The sequence below is a fragment of the Arenimonas sp. genome, from assembly GCF_019459675.1.
GTDB lineage: Bacteria > Pseudomonadota > Gammaproteobacteria > Xanthomonadales > Xanthomonadaceae > Arenimonas.
On record NZ_JAIBFH010000041.1, the window covers coordinates 1 to 16,428 of the forward strand.

Sequence of the window (16,428 nt, forward strand, 5' to 3'; positions counted from 1 at the left end):
ACAGGGGCGGCCAGCGGTGACGCCCCGCGGCGGCCGCGCCGCCCGCGGCCAGCGGTCTGGCGTTCCGCCAGCCAGGCGCGGGCGCCGCGCACGGGCGCGGGCTCGCGCAGGGCCAGTGCGTTGGTGGAGTCGGTTTCGAACAACACATCGATGCCCGCCAACTCGGCACGCGCCGATGCACTCAGCCCCGCCGCGATGGCCGCGGCGTCCAGCAGGGACAGCGGCGAGGCCAGGCAATAGCCTGCTCCGGGGCGCGCCTGCACTTCCACGCCGGCGGCGCGCAGCGACTCGACGCGCTTCCACACCGCACTGCGGGTGATGCCCAGCTCGCGCGCGAGCTCGGCGCCCGAAGCAGGCGCGCGAGACAGACGCAGCAGCAGTTCGCGGTCGCTCACGTGGTCTTTCGGCCCAGGCGCGTCCACAGCCGGGCGCGATCGAAGCGGGCTTCGGTGCCCGCGCGAAGCCGCGCCAGGTTGCCGCGATGGGTAAAGGCGATGAACAGGGCCAGCAGCACCGCGAACGCCAGCCGCAGCGGGTCGGCGTCGGTAGCCAGTGCCAGCGGCACCAGCATGCCGGCCGCCAGCACCGTGGACAGGCCGACGTAACCGGTGGCCGTCAACACCAGCAGCCAGGTGCCGATCAGCACCGCCACCGCCAGCGGCCACAGCACCAGCAGCACACCCACCAGGGTGCCGGCGCCCTTGCCGCCGCGGAACCCGTGGAAAACGGGCCACACGTGGCCCAGCACGGCCGCCAGGCCCATCGCGTAGGGCAGCCAGGCCTCGCCGGTGCCAAAGCGCAACGCCAGCCACGCGGCCAGCACGCCCTTGCCCACGTCCACCAGCACGGTACCCAGCGCGAACTTCCAGCCCTGCGTGCGCAGCGCGTTCGTGCCGCCGGCATTGCCGCTGCCCAGGTTGCGGATATCCACGCCACGCAGACGCCCCAGCAGCAGGCTGCCCGAAAGGGAGCCCAGCAGGTAAGCAGCGACGATCAGCAGTGCGGCAGTCATGCCGGCATTATGCGGCAGCCTCGCCCGGCCGTCAGTCCAGCGGCTGCAGCGACACCACCAGGGCCCCGGGCCCTGCATGCGCACCGATGGCCGAACCCGATTCCACCAGCCAACCTTCGTGCACGTTGATGCGGGTGCGCAGCGCCGCCAGCAGCGCTTCGCCGTCACCGGCCGCGTCGCAGTGGCCGACGATCAGCCGCCAGGCTTTGCTGCGGTCAACGCGCTTGGCCACGTAGGCCGCGAAGCGCACCGGCACTTTGGACTTGCCGAACAGGCCACCGGCCATGCCCATCCGGCCGGCGGGGTTGATCTTGGCGATGGGCGTCAAGCCCAGCCACTCCACCACGGGCTGTGCCCAGGCCGGCATGCGGCCGCCGCGCACGGCATGGCGGATGTCGCGCGCCACGGCCCAGGTCTGCGTCAGCGGCTTCAGCCGGGCCATCTCGGCCAGGATCGCCGGCGCATCGGCGCCCTGCATGGCCATCTCGCCCGCGCGCATCACCATCAGCCCCTCGCCACCGGACGCATTGGCGGTGTCGAACACGTGCGTGCGGTCGGGATGGCCGCGCTGGGCCGCCGTTTCGGCCGACTGCAGGGTGCCCGATATGGCCCGCGACAGACCCACGTACACCAGCGTGCGGTGATGCGAAAGCAGGAACTCGAACTGCCGGCGGAAATCGCCCGGCGGCGGCTGGCTGGTGCGCGGCAGCACCCCTTCCGTGCGCAGCTTGCGGTAGAACTCGCCCGTGGACAGGCCCACCTTGTCCAGGAAGTCCTGGTCGCCGAAGTTCACGCGCGCCGGCACCATGTGGATGTTCAGCCGCTGCATTTCATCGGCGGGCAGGTCGGCGGCGCTGTCGGTGATCACCGCGACGGCGATCGAACCGGCGGCGGTGCGCGCCTGGGCATGCATGTCGTCGGCCTTGGCACTTTCGACCCGGCCGAAGCGCGCCGCGGCTTCGAACATCGCGCTGGGATTGGCCACGTGGGCATGCAGGCGCAGCCGCGCATGGCTGCCGGCAATCACCACGCACGACGAACCCAGTTCGCCTATCGCGGCGCGCAGCCCGGCCTTGTCCAGGCCCTCGCCCACCAGCAGGCATTCGCTGCACCAGCGGTGTTCGGGGTCGGCGTCGCCCAGTTCGCCGTGCGCCTGCGCAGCCTCCAGGTCTCCCGGCGCTTCCTCGGCCACGCCCGTTGAGTCCACGGCGCCCGAGGAAATGAATTCATGGATGCCTTCAAGCAGGTCCACGAACCCCTGCGCACCCGCATCCACCACGCCGGCCCTGGCCAGCACCGGCAGTTGGTTGGGCGTATTGGCCAGTGCCCGCTGGCTGTGTTCGAGCGCGGCACGGAACCAGCCGCCCAGGTCGCCGTGGCTGCGCTGTTCCAGCGCATCGGCGAAGGCGGCGATGACGCTCAGGATGGTGCCTTCGCGCGGCTCCGACAGTGCCTGCCGGGCCGAATCGGCCCCGGCGCGCACGCCGCGCGCCAGCGCCTCGGGCGCCAACGCGCGCACCGGGCCCACCGCCTCGGCCACGCCGGTGAAAAACTGGGCCAGGATCGCCCCGGAATTGCCGCGCGCGCCGTCCACCGCATCTTCCCCCACCCGGCGCAGCAGGTCGCCCGCGCCCTGCGTCCGTCGGCTGAGCGCGCCGGCCAACACACCACCCAGGGTGAAAGCGAGGTTGCTGCCGGTGTCGCCGTCGGGCACCGGAAAGACGTTGATCTTGTTGAGCAGCTCGCGCTGGGAGATCACGCGCCGCGCGCCCGCGATCAGGGCTCGGCGGAGGGCGGGGCCGCGGATCAAGGCACGCGACGGTTCAATGAGGGCGGCATTCATGCGGATTGAAGTCTGCCGCAAGCCGGGCCGAACGCCATGCTGCACTGCCGCAAGGCCACTCGCGCGTCCTTCGCGCGGTTCGGGTATAGAATCGGGGGCGCAACGTTTCGGCCGTTTCCGGCATCCCAAGTCAACCACCGACCTCAGGCGTCCGCCATGCTCCGCACCCTGCTCGCCCTGCTGCTCGCTGTCGCCGCCACCGGCGCGCTCGGCGCCGAAGTATTGCCGGCCGAAGCCGAAGCGCCGCAGTGCGAGAAGGACGCAGACCAAGCCGGAAAGTCCACGCCCGGTGCCGCCGGCAGCACCACGGCGGCGCGCCCCGGCACGCCCGCCTCGGTTCGCCCGCGCAGCGCCAGCGGCCGCAGTACGCCCCGCTGGCACAGCCTGCTGCCGGGCATGATCCGCTAAGCCCGCAGGCTTGCCACGCGGCCCCGCCGCCCGCACCTTGGGGACATGAAGTCCCTGATAGCCCGCCTTTTTTCCCGCCCGCCTGCCCTGACGCCCGACCAGGACGCCCAGCTGCGGGCCGAACTGCCCTGGCTGGCCCGCCTGGACCCCGAGCGCCGCGAGCGCCTGACCGCGCTGGTTGCGCTGTTCCTGGCCGGTAAAACCATCACCCCCCTGCACGGGCTGGTGCTGGAACCCCACCAGCGTCTGCACCTGGCCGCCCTGGCCTGCCTGCCGCTGCTGGAGTTCGGTGCGCAGGGCCTGGCCGGCTGGAGCCAGGTGGTGGTTTACCCCGGCGCGTTCCGGGTGCATCGCCAGCACCACCACGAAGACACCGGCGTACTCGAGGAATGGCAGGAAGACCTGGCCGGCGAGTCCTGGGAACACGGGCCGCTGGTGCTTTCCTGGGACGACATCCTGGCCGACCTGGCCGACCCCGGGGCCGGCTTCCAGCTGGTGGTGCACGAAATGGCCCACAAGCTCGACGCGCTGGACGGTGCCATGGACGGCACGCCGCCGCTGCCCGCGCCCTGGCAGCGCGAATGGGCGCGCGACTTCCAGGCTGCCTACGATGATTTTTGCGCCCTGCTGGACGCTGGCGGCGACAGCCCCATCGATGCCTACGCCGCCGAGGCGCCTGAGGAATTCTTCGCCGTCACCAGCGAGTATCACTTCTCTGCGCCCGACCTGCTGGCGGCCCACATGCCGGCCGTGGCCGGGCACCTGCGCCGCTTCTACGGCGCGTCGCCCCTCCCCGCGAACTAGAACGCCGGCGGGAATCGGACGCGGAAGCGGCCGCCGCCAAGCTCAGGCGCCTTTTCAACGGTGAGTTCGCCGCGATAGGCCGCCACGATGTCCTGCACGATCGAAAGACCGATGCCGTGGCCATGCACCCGCTCGTCGCCGCGCACGCCCCGCTGCAGCATGCGCTCGACCTGGTCGGCCGGAATGCCGGGACCATCGTCGTCCACGGCGAAGATCACGCCAGGGCGGCGGTTGGGCGACGCCGGCTCCACTTGAACGCTGAGCAGCACCCGCCGGTTCGCCCATTTGAAGGCGTTCTCAAGCAGGTTGCCCAGCAGCTCCTGCAGGTCGCCCAGCTCGCCGTGGAAGCGCGCGCTGGCGTCGATGTCGAATTCACACAGCACGCCCTTGCCGGCGTAGACCTTCTCCAGGCCGGCGACGATTTCCTCGGCGCGCGGCTCGATCTCGATCGGCGCCGAATACAGCGCATGGCCACTGCGGGCGGCGCGCGAGAGCTGGTAGGAAACGATCTCGTTCATGCGCTGCACCTGCGCGGCCACGTCGCTGCGCAGCTGCTGGTCGTCGGCGTCGGCGTCAAGCCGCGAGCGCATCACGGCCAGCGGTGTCTTCAGGCTGTGCGCCAGGTCGGAAAGGGTGTTGCGGCTGCGCTCGAGGTGGCTGCGTTCGCTCTCGATCAGGCTGTTGATGGATTCGGTGATGGACTCGAGCTCGCGCGGGTGCCGGCCCGAAAGCCGCTGGCTGTGGCCGTGGCGCACGCGCGCCAGTTCGCGCTCGACGTTGCGCAGCGGCAGCAGGCTCCAGCGCAGCACGAGGATCTGCAGCAGCACCAGCAGCAGCGCCGCCAGCCCCAGGTAACCCCACAGCGCCCGCCGGAACACGTTCACCTGGTCCTGGATCTGGGCGGCGTCCTCGTAGACGCTCAGCGTGAGATGGAAGTCGTTCGCAGAAACCCAGATCACGCCCATCGAATAGGCGTACACGCTGTTCTCGGTGCCGCGCGCGTCGATGATCGACAGCGGGCCCTCGAAGCGCAGGGCGCCGGGCTCGAGGAACTCCACCGGCGGCAGCGACCGGCCCAACGACGACGCCGAGTCCCAGCGCATGCCTTCGCCGCGCACGCTGGCATACAGCCCGCTGCCGGGCGACATCAGGCGCGAATCAAGCGGCGGATCAGGCGGGATGAAGCTGCGGCCGCGGTCGAGTTCGCTTTCCTGCAGGTAGGCGATGGCCAGATCCGACAGGCGCTCACGCAGGGCGTTCTGCGCGGTTTCCACGAAGGCCCGGTCCAACGCGTAGCCGGTCAATCCCAGGAACGCCACCAGCGCCAGGCTGGCCGCCAGCAGCTGCCGGGCCTGCAGCGAAAGCGTGCGCCAGCCGCCCAACGCGGCTTACTCGTCGCGCGGAATGGCGAACCGATAGCCGCGGCCGCGGACGGTTTCGATCGGCTTGATCTCGCCTTCGGGATCGAGCTTCTTGCGCAGGCGGCCGATGAAGACTTCCAGCACGTTCGAATCGCGGTCGAAATCCTGCTGGTAGATGTGCTCGGTGAGGTCGGCCTTGGACACCAGTTCGCCCGCGTGCAGCATCAGGTACTCGAGCACTTTGTACTCGTAGCTGGTGAGGTCCACGCCGACGCCGTTGACGGTGACGGTCTGGGCCGACAGGTCAAGCTTCACCGGGCCGCAGTCCAGCGACGGCTTGGACCAGCCCGCGGCGCGGCGCAGCAGCGCGTTCAGGCGGGCCAGCAGCTCTTCGACGTGGAAAGGCTTCACCAGGTAATCGTCGGCGCCCGACTTCAGGCCCTCGACCTTGTCCTGCCAGCTCGAACGCGCGGTCAGGATCAGGATCGGGAACTTCTGGCCCTCGGCGCGCAGCGCCTTCACCAGGTCCATGCCCGACATCTTGGGCAGGCCCAGGTCGATCACGGCGATGTCAAAAGGAACCTCGCGGCCGTGGTACAGGCCTTCTTCGCCGTCTCCGGCGGTGTCCACGGCGAACCCTTCGCGCTTGAGACGCGCGGCCAGGGTTTCACGCAAAGGAGCTTCATCCTCTACCAGCAGTACGCGCATGTCGTCTCCTTTCGACAGGGGGACCGACCCGGTTGGGCCGGCCTAACACTTAAGTGGGCGATCGCTCGCCGCGATCACCACGGCCTGCTTCCGGACGCGGGCCATCGTTGAGCTGGGGCGCGGGCTCACCACGTCCTTCGGACTGGCGGTAGCGGCGTTCGCGGGGCATGGGCATGGCGCGGGTGGCGCCGTCGTCGCCGCGGCGCTCGAAGGCGTCCGGGCCCGACTCGCGGCGGCGCGAATCGTCCAGCACGCGCACGCGACCTTCGGGCGTGAGCACTTTCAGCCGGTACACCTCGCGACCGCGGCGCTGCATCGGCTCGGCCTGCAGCACGCGGCCGCCGTCACGCTCGACCTGGCGCACGCGGTCGCCGGCGGTTTCCCGTTCGCTGGGCGGGTCGCGCGCCTCGTCCTGGGCCTGCGCGGGCAGGCCGAAAGTGATCGCAAGGATCAGCAGCAGTGGGCGAACGGCTTTGAACATCGTCGGGATACTAGCTCCAAGGGGGTCGGGCGGCTAGCGCGACCACGGGGCAGAGTCTGGGCGGAAAGCGGTGAATCCGGTATGAACCCTTTTCACGTCAACAACTTGGGCCAGCCCAGGGTTCAGGTATCAGAAGATTTCGGCCACGCAGCAGCGCAGCGAACCGCCGGCCTTCTCGATCTCGTCCAGCGCCACGTCGCCCACGGTGAAGCCCGCGCGCTGCAGCCGAGCGTGCTGGTCCGCCTGCAGCGACGCCGCTCCGGCCTGGCTCATCCAGACCCGGTCGGGCGACAGCGCGATGCCGTTGCCGGCGAACGCGGCCTTCTGCCGGGGCGACAGCTCGACCACGTGCGGGGCGTAGATCGCGGCGATGCCGGCCGCCACGGCCGGGTCGGCGAAGCCGGCCGGGCACGCCACCAGGGCGCGGCCTGCCAGCACGCTCATCACCACGTTGGTGTGGTATTCGCCCGGTGCCAGGTCGAACATCAGGGTTCCGCGCAGGCCGAACGCGGCGTGCATGGCCGCAGCGCCCGCCTCGTCGCAGCGCTCGCTCAGGCCGCAATAGCCCAGGCCGCGCGCGCGATCGATGACCAGCGCGCCGGTGAGCTCGCACACGCCGGGCTGCGCGCGAAGATCGTGCTCGGCATAGCCCATGGCGGCGAAGAAGCCGCGGATGTCGGTGCGCCCGGCCTCGCGCTGGCGCACCGCATGGCGCATGTGGCCGATCACCAGTCGGCCCGGCGCGGTGCCGAACACGTTGTTGGGGAACAGCCCGTCGGGCATCGCCGGGTCGCCGGGGAACGCGACCACCGGCAGGGACGCCGACAGCGCGCGATGCAGGTCGCGGTGCTGGGCCAGCGCGCGCAGCGGGTCCACGGCCACGGCCAGGTCCATGTAGGCGTTGTCACTGGCCGACTGCGCGGCCAGCGCGAAGCCCTCGGGCGTCACCAGGAACGCGGCCTTGGCGCAGGCCGGGCCGAAGTCGGGCCGCTGTGCGCGGGCGAAAACGCCGAAGGCGGCGGCGTCGCGCGTTATCACGCGGCGTCTTCCCGGCGCACGGTCATGGCCAGCGCGCGCTCGACCAGGTCCCAGCCGGCGTCGCTGCGCGGCGCCCCTTCGCTGAGCACCTGCCGGAAGGCGCGGCCGCCGGGCTGGCCGTGGAACAGGCCCAGGATGTGCCGCGTGATGTGCTTCACCGCCACGCCGAGCGAACGGCAGGCCTCGACGTAGGGCCGGTAAGCGCGCAGCAGCTCGCCGCGCTCCAGCGGCGCCAGCTCGGGCGTGAACATGGCCCGATCCATCAGGTGCAGGCGGTAAGGCTCGTGGTAAGCCGCGCGACCAATCATCACGCCGTCCACGTGCGCCAGCGCGGCCACGCTGTCTTCCACCGTGGCCAGGCCACCGTTGAGCACGATGCGCAGCTCCGGGCGTTCGCGCTTGAGCTGGTGCACCCAGTCGTAGCGCAGCGGCGGAATCTCGCGGTTTTCCTTCGGGCTCAGGCCCTGCAGCCAGGCCTTGCGCGCGTGCACCACGAACAGCTCGCAGCCAGCGGCGGCAACGGTGTCAATGAACCCGCGGAACACGCCGTAGTCCTCCATCTCGTCCACGCCCAGCCGGCACTTCACCGTCACCGGCACCGGCGACGCGGCCGCCATGGCGGCAACGCACTCGGCCACCAGCGCCGGCTCGCGCATCAGGCAGGCGCCAAAGCGCCCGGCCTGCACGCGGTCGGACGGGCAGCCGACGTTGAGGTTGACCTCGTCATAGCCCCAGTCGGCACCGATGCGCGTGGCCTGCGCCAGGTGCGCCGGTTCGCTGCCGCCCAGCTGCAGCGCCACGGGATGTTCAAGCGGGTCGAAGCCCAGCAGCCGCTCGCGGTCACCGTGGATCACGGCCTGCGCGTGCACCATTTCGGTGTAAAGCCGGGCATGCGGCGCCAGCAGGCGATGGAAGGCCCGGCAGTGCCGGTCGGTCCAGTCCATCATGGGGGCAACGCTCAGCCTGAAATCGGCTGGATTGTAGGCCTGGCGCGGCTCTTGGCCTGATTCCATGGGCTTCTCGGGCTTCCCGTTCTCGGTGGATTTTCAGGGGTTTTTGGCTATTCGCCTAAGCCCGGTCCTACATTCGGTGCTACAAAACTTCGCATGTAGCACCAATGGGAACGATCACCCCCCGCCGGCGGGCCGATCGCTCGACAGGATACACCGCCCAGATTCGGCTCAAGCACGAGGGCAAGGTCGTCCGCTCCGTGGCGAGCCCGTCGGCCGCAGAATGACCCTAGGCGAACTCGTGGGCTGGTACGAGGGCCGGGAGCGGCCTGACCAACCTTGGGGCCGGTCAAAGCGGGCCGACCTAGCCAGGCTCAAGGCCGGCACGCTGAAAAACCGGAAGGTCGAGGACCTGGCCCGTCCGGATTTCATCGCGTACGCGGAGGCCCGCCGCGCCGCCGGCGCCGGCCCGGCCACGGCGGCCAACGACATCATCTGGTTGCGCTCTGTGTTCAAGGCGGCCGCGGCCGTTCTAGGCACGCCGGTGCCGACCACCTCGCTGGATGAGGCGGCCGAGTACTTGCGATCGGCTCGGGTCGTGGCCAAGTCCCGCAGCCGCGATCGCCGCCTCACGGCCGACGAAGAGAATCGGGTCCTCGAGCACCTGGCCAAGCGCGATCGCCGCGGTGAGATCCCGATGGTCGACGTTGTTCAGTTCGCGCTGTTGACTTGCCGGCGCCAGGAAGAGATCACGCGACTGCAGTGGTCGGATCTCGCGAGGGAGAAGAACACAGCCCTGCTGCGCGACGCCAAGCACCCTCGAAGAAAGATAGGCAATCACCGCACTTTCCGGGTGCCGGCCGGTGCCTGGGCGATCATTGATCGCCAGCCCAAGGTTACCCTGGAGGACGGTAGCGAGGATCCGCGGATCTTCCCGTTCAATCCGAAGTCGATCGGCGCCGCGCTCACCAGGTGCGTGCAGTTCCTGGGGATCGATGACCTGCACTTCCACGATCTGCGGCACGAAGCTACGAGCCGGCTGTTCGAAGGCGGATACTCCATCCAGGAGGTAGCGCAGTTCTCTCTACACGAGTCTTGGACCACACTTAAACGGTATACGCACTTGAGGCCTGAGGACGTGCGCGAGAGATAAAAAAGAGGGTCCGCAATTGCGGACACTCTACGTTGAGGACGGTCTCATTGTTAAACCCGCGCTATCTTTCCAGCCCATGTGTGTGGCAAGCAGTTACTCACGTTTCGATAGGGCAGCCTTGGTCTCTCAGCTCGAACTTGAGCTGGTTTCCTGACGCAGAGCAACTGATGATCATGCTGCCGCCAAAGCCGTTGACCAGGCAGGCGCTGTTGCCTGAGACGGGCGTCTCTCCGTAGTAAAGCGTGCCATTGTGGCAAATGAAGTCCGGCGGGTCATTCGACAACATTCCAGAGTCAAGGCCACGCTGGCTGCTGTCCAAAGAGAATCCTGGAACTGTCGCCCTACTCGCAGTCATCACCCGAAGTTCGGGGTAGTACGTTGCTTCGTCGGTAGCCAGAAGCAACCCGTTGGCGGACTCGATTCTCACTCCTTCGACATCCACCACGCGCGGAATCTTTGCGGAATCAAAGCGGAACGTTGCGGACACTGCCTTGAGAGTTAAATGCTCACCAATGCGCAACTGCAAACCAGACGCACGAGCTTCCTCTCTCGCCTCGTCGACAGATAGGCTGTCGGCGATCAGCTGCTGACCCTTGAGTCCTGGGCCCGCGACGTTTGCGTACGCGAATGCTGACGTGGCTGCTAATACTAAGCCGATCAATTTTGCCTTCATTGCCAACCCCTCCCTACACGTTGATTGCGCAAAGACGTTGTTCGAAACCCTGCTCCAGGAACCGTGGCAATGCAAGCGGCCCCTATCCCAATGCCGGCCCTACCGGGCTGCCGGGGACCAGCTCCTGGGAGAGCTTCTCAGCGAGCACCAGCTGCGCTCGAATGGCCTCGATTTTGGCAAGTACCTGCCCCAGATCTCCCTGCCCGCTCGCCAGAACGCATAGCGCCTGGCGCAGCCCGTCAGCCTGCCGCTCTAGCGTGCGGCCCTGGACCTGGGCTTGCATGAACTGGCGGGAGAATCCATCGCGGGGCATGCCGGGAGGACACCGTCGCGTGGCTCAGGCGCTGAGACGCGCCACCTCGGGAGAGACGACTGCCGGGCTACGATTGCCAGGTGTGGGACCTCTGCCGAGGCGGCATAACCAGCATACCGAGAAATGCCCGCAGGCTAAGCTTGGTCCGGGCTGAACGGCCCGCCGGACGGGCGCGGAGTGCTGCCTGTGGCGTAGCCAGGATGCCCGATGCGCGGCGGTTGCGGAGTAGGAAAATCGCTCGACGTACTTAGGCCCCGACGACGATCGAATCCCAGCCCGCCTCGTCGAAGGCGCCCTCGCTCACGAGCCGGAGGCCCAGACTCTGGACGGCCGCGCCGCAGTGCTTGTCGGCCGTCCCGACCACAGCCAGGTGGAACGAGCCGTCCGGGCGCTGCTGCTCGTACAAGCCTGCCCCCGTCTCAAGAATCGGGGCGTTCGCCAGCAGGGCCTGCTGTAGTAGCGTGGTCGTTGATCGACAGCACCGCCCTTCCCTGCAGCGATCGCAACAGTTCGGTAACGAGCCACCCACCGCCGACCAGTGGCGTGACGACTTTGATATCGAAAAGATGAGAGGACGCGTCCTCACCGATTCAGTCAGCGAGCGAACAAGACTGGTCGCTCACTTCGACCTTGACCCGGGTTCCGCTTTCAGAGCAGGAAAGGGTATGGCTTCCGCCACCATAAATGTTAAAGCAAATGCTGGTGCCGACCGGGACGCCGTTATCGTGCACAACGCCGCCCCGACACGTAATGGTGTGGTCCGGCAAGCTGAGTGAAGTCATGGGGATCGGTGAAAGCGTCAAATGATAGGCGTCCGCCGTAAAAGTTCGTAGCTCAGGATAAAAAACTGCGGAGTCTGCGGAGGCAACCACTTGATCGCCCGATTTAATCTGCACTTTATCCAGTTCGACGACCTGTGGCACCGGGCGGGTGCCGATCGGGAAAGAGGCCGATTGAGCGTTGAGCTGGGCATATTTACCAAGCTCCAACGTCATGCCGGTTACGGTAACTTCCTCGGAAGACTCATTGATCGAGAAACTCTCCGCTTCATACGCGAACGTCTGAGGTTCAACTGCAACCGCAGCTCCTTCAGGCGCCTCACCATAAGCAGATGCACAGGCCAGGGCAACAGCGGCGCCAAGAAGAACCTTCCTGATCATACTCATCACTCCGTTCGTTGATCGCCCGCTATCGGGCGGACGCTACCACCCAACATTTCTTAGTGTCAAAGCAGGGCTTCAGCCGGGCGTGAACAGTTTTCACGCCTCGCTCTGCAAGCACCGGAGTCAATGCGATTTGTCCACGCGAACCCTAAAGCAGCTGAGCCTGTCGATCATCCTTACCTGCCCCCAATCTTAGGGCCAGCGGCTGCTTCGTAGCGTCCTGGCGGGCGGCGGCAACGCGCTTTCGTTCGAGGCCATTCCCGCACCGCCGGATTGCCTGGCGCGCTAATTGATCCGGCGCTTGCCCAGCAGGCGCTGCCACCAGCGCACCGGCAGCCGCCGGAGCGCGGCCGGTCGCTCGAACTGCCCGGTGAAAATCAGCGCCCGCTCGTTGGCGGGCGTGCGCGCGGTCACCACCACGCGCACCGGGCCTTCGCCGCGCGGCGGCACGTGGCGGAATTCCCAGCCCGACGCATCCAGGCGCGCATCGGCGAACACGCGGCCGACGTCAGGGCGCGGCAGGCCGGTGGGACAGCGGTGCAGCACGCCGTCCACGGTGATTTCCACCGCGTCCAGCGCGCCGTCGTCGATCGAGGCGGCCCAGCCGCGCAGGTGCAGTTCGCCGTCGTCGGACAGGCCGCGTTCGTCGGCCCAGCCCCAGGGGCCGCGCCGGAAGTCGGCCAGCGCCGACAGGTCGCGCCGCGGGTCGGCCGCCACCACGTACAGGTCCTGTTCGTGCGCCAGGCCGCGCGGGATGCGGAAATACGGATGCCCGGGTCCGCAGGCGCGGGCGATGGCGCCGGCCACGTGCGCTTCATTGACGTAGGTGGTGCCGTAGCTGGCGGTGTCGAGGCCGTCGTTCTCGCTCTGCGGCCAGAACAGGAAACCGCTGTCCGGGAACACATGGCCTTCCGGCACCAGGCACTGGTCGTGCACGCTGAAACAAAGCACCCCGTCCGGCGCCAGGCAGTCCACCAGCCGCGCCAGCCACTGATCAAACAGCGCCGCCGGCAGGTGTGAGAACAGCGACGCCACCCAGATGAACTGGAACGTGCGCCCGGGCTGGAACTGCGCCGGCGTGCCCGGCGAAGCATGGCCCTTTACGCCGAAGCGCTCGCAGACAAAGTCCAGTGCCTCGGGCTGCACCTCGGCCGCATGCAGGTTCACCCGCGGCAGGCCCAGCGACAGAAAACGCAGCAGCCGGCCGTAGCCGCAGGCGAAGTCCAGCACCGACACCCGGTGGCTGGCGCCGGGGAACAGCGCGCGCAGCACCTGCTGCGCGGCGTCGTGCTGCTGCAGCGCCACGTTGAAGTACTGGCTGAAAGACGCGTTGGCGTCGCGGTGGTGCTTGAGCGAATGCAGCAGCATCTGGTCGCCGGCGTGGATGCTGGCGTCCAGCCGCAGGGCATCGGCGGCGTCGCCCAGGTGCGCGCCGTGCCGCCACACCACCTGGCGGAAATAGGGGTCGTCGCAAAGCCAGCGCGCCTGCATCAGCAGGCGCACGTTACCGTCGTCGAGGGAAGAATCCACCCCGGGCCTCATGGGTGGAACAGGGTGTCAACCGCCACGGCCCTTGCCATTGCCCTTGTCCTTGTTGCCCTTGTCCTTGTTGCCCTGGCCCTGGCCCTGGCCGCCACGATCCTGCTGGCCCTTGCCCGGCGCGCCGATGGCCTGCGCCGGCTTGCCGCGACCCTGCGAGCCACCGTGCGCCTTGAGCTTGCCGTGGCCCTTGCCGACATTTCCCTTCAGCGCGTGGAACTGCGCCGAACCCGGCTTGATGCCCAGGCGCTGGGCCAACGCGCCCCAACCCTGGCCGGGGTTGCGATCGTACTCACCGACGATCTCGCGGCACGGACGGTCCAGCAGCTGGGCCAACGCACAGGCGTAGTAGATGTCGCCGGGGGCCCAGCGCCGATCGGTGTAGAGCTCGCGCACGTAGTCGCGCGGCACGCCGTAGCTCGAATACATGTCGTCGTAGAAATAGTTCGGGTCACCGCGGCCATAGGTGTTGATTTCACCCAGCCGGGTGTCGAGCCAGACATCGCCGGTGCGCGGGCTGTAGTTCAGCGAAACGGTCTGCGCCTGCGTGCTCGCGGCGAAGGCGAGCGAAGCGGCAAGGGCCAGCGTGATCATCGACTTTTTCATGGGGTGTCCTTCGAGCGGGGTAGCGTGCAGGCAGTGTGGCCCCACGCAATGAATCCCGACTGACCGCGCTACATGCGCTGCAGACGGTGGGCCAGGCCATCGGCGCTCGCGCGGTCGCGGGCCTCCAGAAGCTCCAGTGCACCGTCGTGCTTGAGGGAAAACCACCGTTCCACGCCGTTGTCGTCCAGCCGGTACACCGCGGTGGGCGTACCGTCGATCACGACGCTTTCCCTGCTCCATGCGCCCTGGGCTTCGAACAGCTCACCGCCGTCCTGGGCCAGGTACGTTTCCTGCAGCTCGTAGCGGCGGCCCTGGTCGTCGGCCACCAGGCGCAGGCGCGTCTGGATGCCGTCGCAGTCGCTGCAGGGCAGCACACCCTGCCAAACGGCGTCCAGCGCCTCGTCTGCGGGCGCCCGCAGCTCGCCCGAAGGCGAGGCCGGCGCATCAGGGGCGGTTTGCGACCGCTCACAGCCCGGCAGCGCCAGCAGGGCGACCAGGGCAAGGGCAATGGACCAAGGTTTGAACAGCATCACGAGCACTCCGGGGCAGGGCACCATCCTAGCGGGTCGCGCCGCCGACGGCAGCCACCCGGCCCGGCGGCGCCGGAATGTCAGGGCATCAACCCCATTGCCGCGCACCGTGCGTTGGAAACCTTGCCACCCCGCAAGGAGACGTCCATGAACACCACGACCCACCCCTCCGGCTTCGAGCGCATCGACGCCAAGCGCATCGCCGGCAACAGCCTGGCCCTGCTGGTGCACGCCGTGGCGTTCGCCCTGCTGATGCTGCCGAATAGTTGGGAGGCGCCACGCCAGGCGCCTCGAACCGAAACGGTGGTGGTGGAGTACGTGCCACCCGTCGAGATCCCGCCCGCCCTGCCCCCTCCCCCCATCGAACCGGTGCAGCCGCGCCGCCCGCCCACGCCCGTGGCAACGCTGCAGTCCACCTCCACACCCGTCGCGGACAGCCCGCCGGTGATGAACGAGGGCACGGTGTTCGCCGAGCCGGTGGACGAGGGCGGGGCCCTGGAAAGCTTCGACGTCGGCCCGCCCGGCGTGGAAACCCTGGCCTATGACGTGCACCCTGCGCCGCGCTACCCGCGCCTCGCCCTTCGTGCCGGGCTGGAAGGCCGGGTGACGCTGCGCGTGCTGGTGGACGAACAGGGCTGGCCCCGGACGGTGGAGATCGAGCGCAGCAGCGGACACCGCGAACTGGACCGCACCGCGCGCGAACACGTGCTGGCCAAGTGGCGCTTCCACCCGGCCCAGCGCCAGGGCCGTGCCATCAGCGCGTATGCCCTGGTGCCGATCGACTTCGCCCTTCCCTGAACGCACGCTCACGCGGGAGTGACGGAGCGCCCTCACAATGGGGCTCCCACACCCCAAAGACGACCCCGCCATGCGCATCCCCACCCTGATCGTCCTGACCGCCCTGGCTGCCCCTGCGATGGCGCAGCAGCCGGAGCAGCCCCGCTGGACCGTCGGCGCCCTGGTGCTGGACCGCGACGCGCCCTACCGCCAGCTGGACGACGGCCTGCTGGCGGTGCCGCTGGTGCGCTTCGAGGGTGAACGCGCCTACCTGCGCGGGCTGCGTGGCGGCGTGCGGCTGGTCAGCTCCGACACCTACGAGCTGGCAGCCTTTGGCCAGGCGCGCCTGGATGGCTACGAGAGCAAGGACTCCCCCTTCCTGACCGGCATGGCCGATCGTCGCGCCTCGCTGGACCTGGGCCTGGCGTCCACCTGGACGTCGCAGACCTTCGGCGCGCTGGAACTGTCCGTGGCCGCGGACGTGCTCGACCGCAGCGGCGGCGTGGAAGTGGCCGCCGGCTGGACCGGCCTGGTACGCGCAGGCAGCTGGACCTTCCTGCCGGGCGCGTCGGTGAAATGGCAGGACGCCAGCCTGCTGGACTACTACTACGGCGTGCGCGGCAGTGAAGCCATCGTCGGCCGCCCGGCCTACGCGGCCGATTCAGCCGTGACGCCGGAGGTGTCCGTGCTGGCCACCCGCCCGCTGGGCGAGCGCTGGAACCTCTTCGCCCGCGTCGGCCACGCCTGGCTGCCCTCCGAGATCACCAACAGCCCGATCGTGGACGGCAGCGGCAGCACGTCGGTGCTGCTGGGCATCGGCTACGCGCTGGACTGAACCCGTTGGCTGCCGATCACAGCAGGCTGGGCTGCAGCGGCGCGGGCTCGTCCACCGGTGGCAGTGAGGTGTCCAACACCACCCGGTCGCGGGGGGGGGGGCGGGGGGGGGGGCCGCCCCCGGGGGGGTTGTGTGTCCCACACCCCCCCCGGCGCGCGCCCCCCCTCCGGGGGGGGTAAACGCGGGCGCGGGGCCCCCGCCACCAGCTCTTCTTCCTCTTCATGGGCGTGGCAT

19 protein-coding genes are annotated in these 16,428 nt (G+C 68.8%); 5 read left to right on the plus strand and 14 right to left on the minus strand.

Features of this window, described 5'->3' with window-relative positions:
• The 3 genes from K0M70_RS01575 to K0M70_RS01585 form a co-directional block, all read right to left on the minus strand.
• Positions 1–395: HTH domain-containing protein (locus K0M70_RS01575; RefSeq protein ID WP_290778396.1), on the minus strand; the 395-nt coding region annotated here is incomplete at its 3' end.
• On the minus strand, positions 392–1,012 hold the full coding sequence (gene plsY, locus K0M70_RS01580) for a glycerol-3-phosphate 1-O-acyltransferase PlsY (protein WP_290778399.1): 621 nt from the start codon (positions 1,010–1,012) through the stop codon (positions 392–394). The genes K0M70_RS01575 and plsY, both read right to left, overlap by 4 nt.
• A 31-nt stretch (positions 1,013–1,043) precedes the next feature.
• Positions 1,044–2,855: a DegV family protein gene (locus tag K0M70_RS01585; RefSeq protein WP_290778402.1), complete on the minus strand. Its 1,812-nt coding sequence runs from the start codon at positions 2,853–2,855 to the stop codon at positions 1,044–1,046.
• 156 nt (positions 2,856–3,011) lie between these two features.
• Here K0M70_RS01585 and K0M70_RS01590 point away from each other — a divergent pair, with 156 nt between their 5' ends.
• Both K0M70_RS01590 and K0M70_RS01595 read left to right on the plus strand, forming a co-directional pair.
• Entirely contained in the window at positions 3,012–3,263 is a 252-nt protein-coding gene (locus K0M70_RS01590; protein ID WP_290778405.1) for a hypothetical protein, read from the plus strand.
• A 45-nt stretch (positions 3,264–3,308) separates the two neighbouring features.
• The gene (locus K0M70_RS01595; protein ID WP_290778408.1) at positions 3,309–4,067 is read left to right on the plus strand and encodes a M90 family metallopeptidase; all 759 of its coding nucleotides are present in this window, start codon (positions 3,309–3,311) and stop codon (positions 4,065–4,067) included.
• Here the strand turns inward: K0M70_RS01595 and K0M70_RS01600 are convergent.
• The 5 genes from K0M70_RS01600 to dusA all read right to left on the minus strand — a co-directional run bounded on the left by K0M70_RS01600 (position 4,064) and on the right by dusA (position 8,668).
• Complete coding sequence (locus K0M70_RS01600; RefSeq protein ID WP_290778411.1) at positions 4,064–5,449, minus strand: sensor histidine kinase; 1,386 nt, start codon at positions 5,447–5,449, stop codon at positions 4,064–4,066. The genes K0M70_RS01595 and K0M70_RS01600 overlap by 4 nt on opposite strands.
• Positions 5,450–5,455: 6 nt before the next feature.
• On the minus strand, positions 5,456–6,136 hold the full coding sequence (locus tag K0M70_RS01605) for a response regulator transcription factor (protein WP_290778413.1): 681 nt from the start codon (positions 6,134–6,136) through the stop codon (positions 5,456–5,458).
• A gap of 49 nt (positions 6,137–6,185) precedes the next feature.
• Complete coding sequence (locus K0M70_RS01610; RefSeq protein WP_290778416.1) at positions 6,186–6,617, minus strand: hypothetical protein; 432 nt, start codon at positions 6,615–6,617, stop codon at positions 6,186–6,188.
• A 129-nt stretch (positions 6,618–6,746) separates the two neighbouring features.
• On the minus strand, positions 6,747–7,655 hold the full coding sequence (locus K0M70_RS01615) for an arginine deiminase-related protein (protein WP_290778418.1): 909 nt from the start codon (positions 7,653–7,655) through the stop codon (positions 6,747–6,749).
• On the minus strand, positions 7,652–8,668 hold the full coding sequence (gene dusA, locus K0M70_RS01620) for a tRNA dihydrouridine(20/20a) synthase DusA (RefSeq protein ID WP_290778421.1): 1,017 nt from the start codon (positions 8,666–8,668) through the stop codon (positions 7,652–7,654). The genes K0M70_RS01615 and dusA overlap by 4 nt, the downstream gene beginning before the upstream one ends.
• Before the next feature lie 220 nt (positions 8,669–8,888).
• On the opposite strand from dusA, the gene K0M70_RS01625 reads away from it, so the two are divergent.
• Positions 8,889–9,758 carry a site-specific integrase gene (locus K0M70_RS01625; RefSeq protein ID WP_290778425.1) on the plus strand — a complete coding sequence of 290 codons (870 nt, stop codon included), beginning with the start codon at positions 8,889–8,891 and terminating at the stop codon, positions 9,756–9,758.
• 97 nt (positions 9,759–9,855) lie between these two features.
• Here the strand turns inward: K0M70_RS01625 and K0M70_RS01630 are convergent, their stop codons facing one another.
• From K0M70_RS01630 to K0M70_RS01655, 6 genes are all read right to left on the minus strand, one after another.
• Complete coding sequence (locus tag K0M70_RS01630; protein WP_290778427.1) at positions 9,856–10,431, minus strand: hypothetical protein; 576 nt, start codon at positions 10,429–10,431, stop codon at positions 9,856–9,858.
• Positions 10,432–10,991: 560 nt separating this feature from the next.
• A complete protein-coding gene (locus tag K0M70_RS01635; RefSeq protein WP_290778429.1) occupies positions 10,992–11,150 on the minus strand; it encodes a hypothetical protein in 159 nt (52 codons plus the stop codon).
• Between the two features lie 184 nt (positions 11,151–11,334).
• A complete protein-coding gene (locus K0M70_RS01640; protein ID WP_290778431.1) occupies positions 11,335–11,904 on the minus strand; it encodes a hypothetical protein in 570 nt (189 codons plus the stop codon).
• Positions 11,905–12,192: 288 nt separating this feature from the next.
• Positions 12,193–13,437: a class I SAM-dependent methyltransferase gene (locus tag K0M70_RS01645; protein ID WP_290778434.1), complete on the minus strand. Its 1,245-nt coding sequence runs from the start codon at positions 13,435–13,437 to the stop codon at positions 12,193–12,195.
• Between the two features lie 27 nt (positions 13,438–13,464).
• Positions 13,465–14,052: a hypothetical protein gene (locus K0M70_RS01650; RefSeq protein ID WP_290778436.1), complete on the minus strand. Its 588-nt coding sequence runs from the start codon at positions 14,050–14,052 to the stop codon at positions 13,465–13,467.
• 68 nt (positions 14,053–14,120) lie between these two features.
• A complete protein-coding gene (locus K0M70_RS01655; RefSeq protein ID WP_290778439.1) occupies positions 14,121–14,582 on the minus strand; it encodes a copper resistance protein NlpE N-terminal domain-containing protein in 462 nt (153 codons plus the stop codon).
• A gap of 147 nt (positions 14,583–14,729) precedes the next feature.
• On the opposite strand from K0M70_RS01655, the gene K0M70_RS01660 reads away from it, so the two are divergent.
• Both K0M70_RS01660 and K0M70_RS01665 read left to right on the plus strand, forming a co-directional pair.
• Positions 14,730–15,380 carry an energy transducer TonB gene (locus K0M70_RS01660; RefSeq protein ID WP_290778442.1) on the plus strand — a complete coding sequence of 217 codons (651 nt, stop codon included), beginning with the start codon at positions 14,730–14,732 and terminating at the stop codon, positions 15,378–15,380.
• A gap of 70 nt (positions 15,381–15,450) precedes the next feature.
• The gene (locus K0M70_RS01665) at positions 15,451–16,194 is read left to right on the plus strand and encodes a MipA/OmpV family protein (RefSeq protein WP_290778444.1); all 744 of its coding nucleotides are present in this window, start codon (positions 15,451–15,453) and stop codon (positions 16,192–16,194) included.
• Positions 16,195–16,428: the final 234 nt, after the last annotated feature.

What these genes read in the sequence shown, in the direction of transcription:
- K0M70_RS01585 (WP_290778402.1), bottom strand. Translation starts at nt 2,855, where the DNA reads ATGAATGCCGCCCTCATTGAACCGTCGCGTGCCTTGATCCGCGGCCCC.
- K0M70_RS01590 (WP_290778405.1), top strand. Translation starts at nt 3,012, where the DNA reads ATGCTCCGCACCCTGCTCGCCCTGCTGCTCGCTGTCGCCGCCACCGGC.
- K0M70_RS01595 (WP_290778408.1), top strand. Translation starts at nt 3,309, where the DNA reads ATGAAGTCCCTGATAGCCCGCCTTTTTTCCCGCCCGCCTGCCCTGACG.
- K0M70_RS01630 (WP_290778427.1), bottom strand. Translation starts at nt 10,431, where the DNA reads ATGAAGGCAAAATTGATCGGCTTAGTATTAGCAGCCACGTCAGCATTC.
- K0M70_RS01665 (WP_290778444.1), top strand. Translation starts at nt 15,451, where the DNA reads ATGCGCATCCCCACCCTGATCGTCCTGACCGCCCTGGCTGCCCCTGCG.
- K0M70_RS01640 (WP_290778431.1), bottom strand. Translation starts at nt 11,904, where the DNA reads ATGATCAGGAAGGTTCTTCTTGGCGCCGCTGTTGCCCTGGCCTGTGCA.
- K0M70_RS01660 (WP_290778442.1), top strand. Translation starts at nt 14,730, where the DNA reads ATGAACACCACGACCCACCCCTCCGGCTTCGAGCGCATCGACGCCAAG.
- dusA (WP_290778421.1), bottom strand. Translation starts at nt 8,668, where the DNA reads ATGGAATCAGGCCAAGAGCCGCGCCAGGCCTACAATCCAGCCGATTTC.
- K0M70_RS01605 (WP_290778413.1), bottom strand. Translation starts at nt 6,136, where the DNA reads ATGCGCGTACTGCTGGTAGAGGATGAAGCTCCTTTGCGTGAAACCCTG.
- K0M70_RS01625 (WP_290778425.1), top strand. Translation starts at nt 8,889, where the DNA reads ATGACCCTAGGCGAACTCGTGGGCTGGTACGAGGGCCGGGAGCGGCCT.
- K0M70_RS01655 (WP_290778439.1), bottom strand. Translation starts at nt 14,582, where the DNA reads ATGCTGTTCAAACCTTGGTCCATTGCCCTTGCCCTGGTCGCCCTGCTG.
- K0M70_RS01610 (WP_290778416.1), bottom strand. Translation starts at nt 6,617, where the DNA reads ATGTTCAAAGCCGTTCGCCCACTGCTGCTGATCCTTGCGATCACTTTC.
- plsY (WP_290778399.1), bottom strand. Translation starts at nt 1,012, where the DNA reads ATGACTGCCGCACTGCTGATCGTCGCTGCTTACCTGCTGGGCTCCCTT.
- K0M70_RS01650 (WP_290778436.1), bottom strand. Translation starts at nt 14,052, where the DNA reads ATGAAAAAGTCGATGATCACGCTGGCCCTTGCCGCTTCGCTCGCCTTC.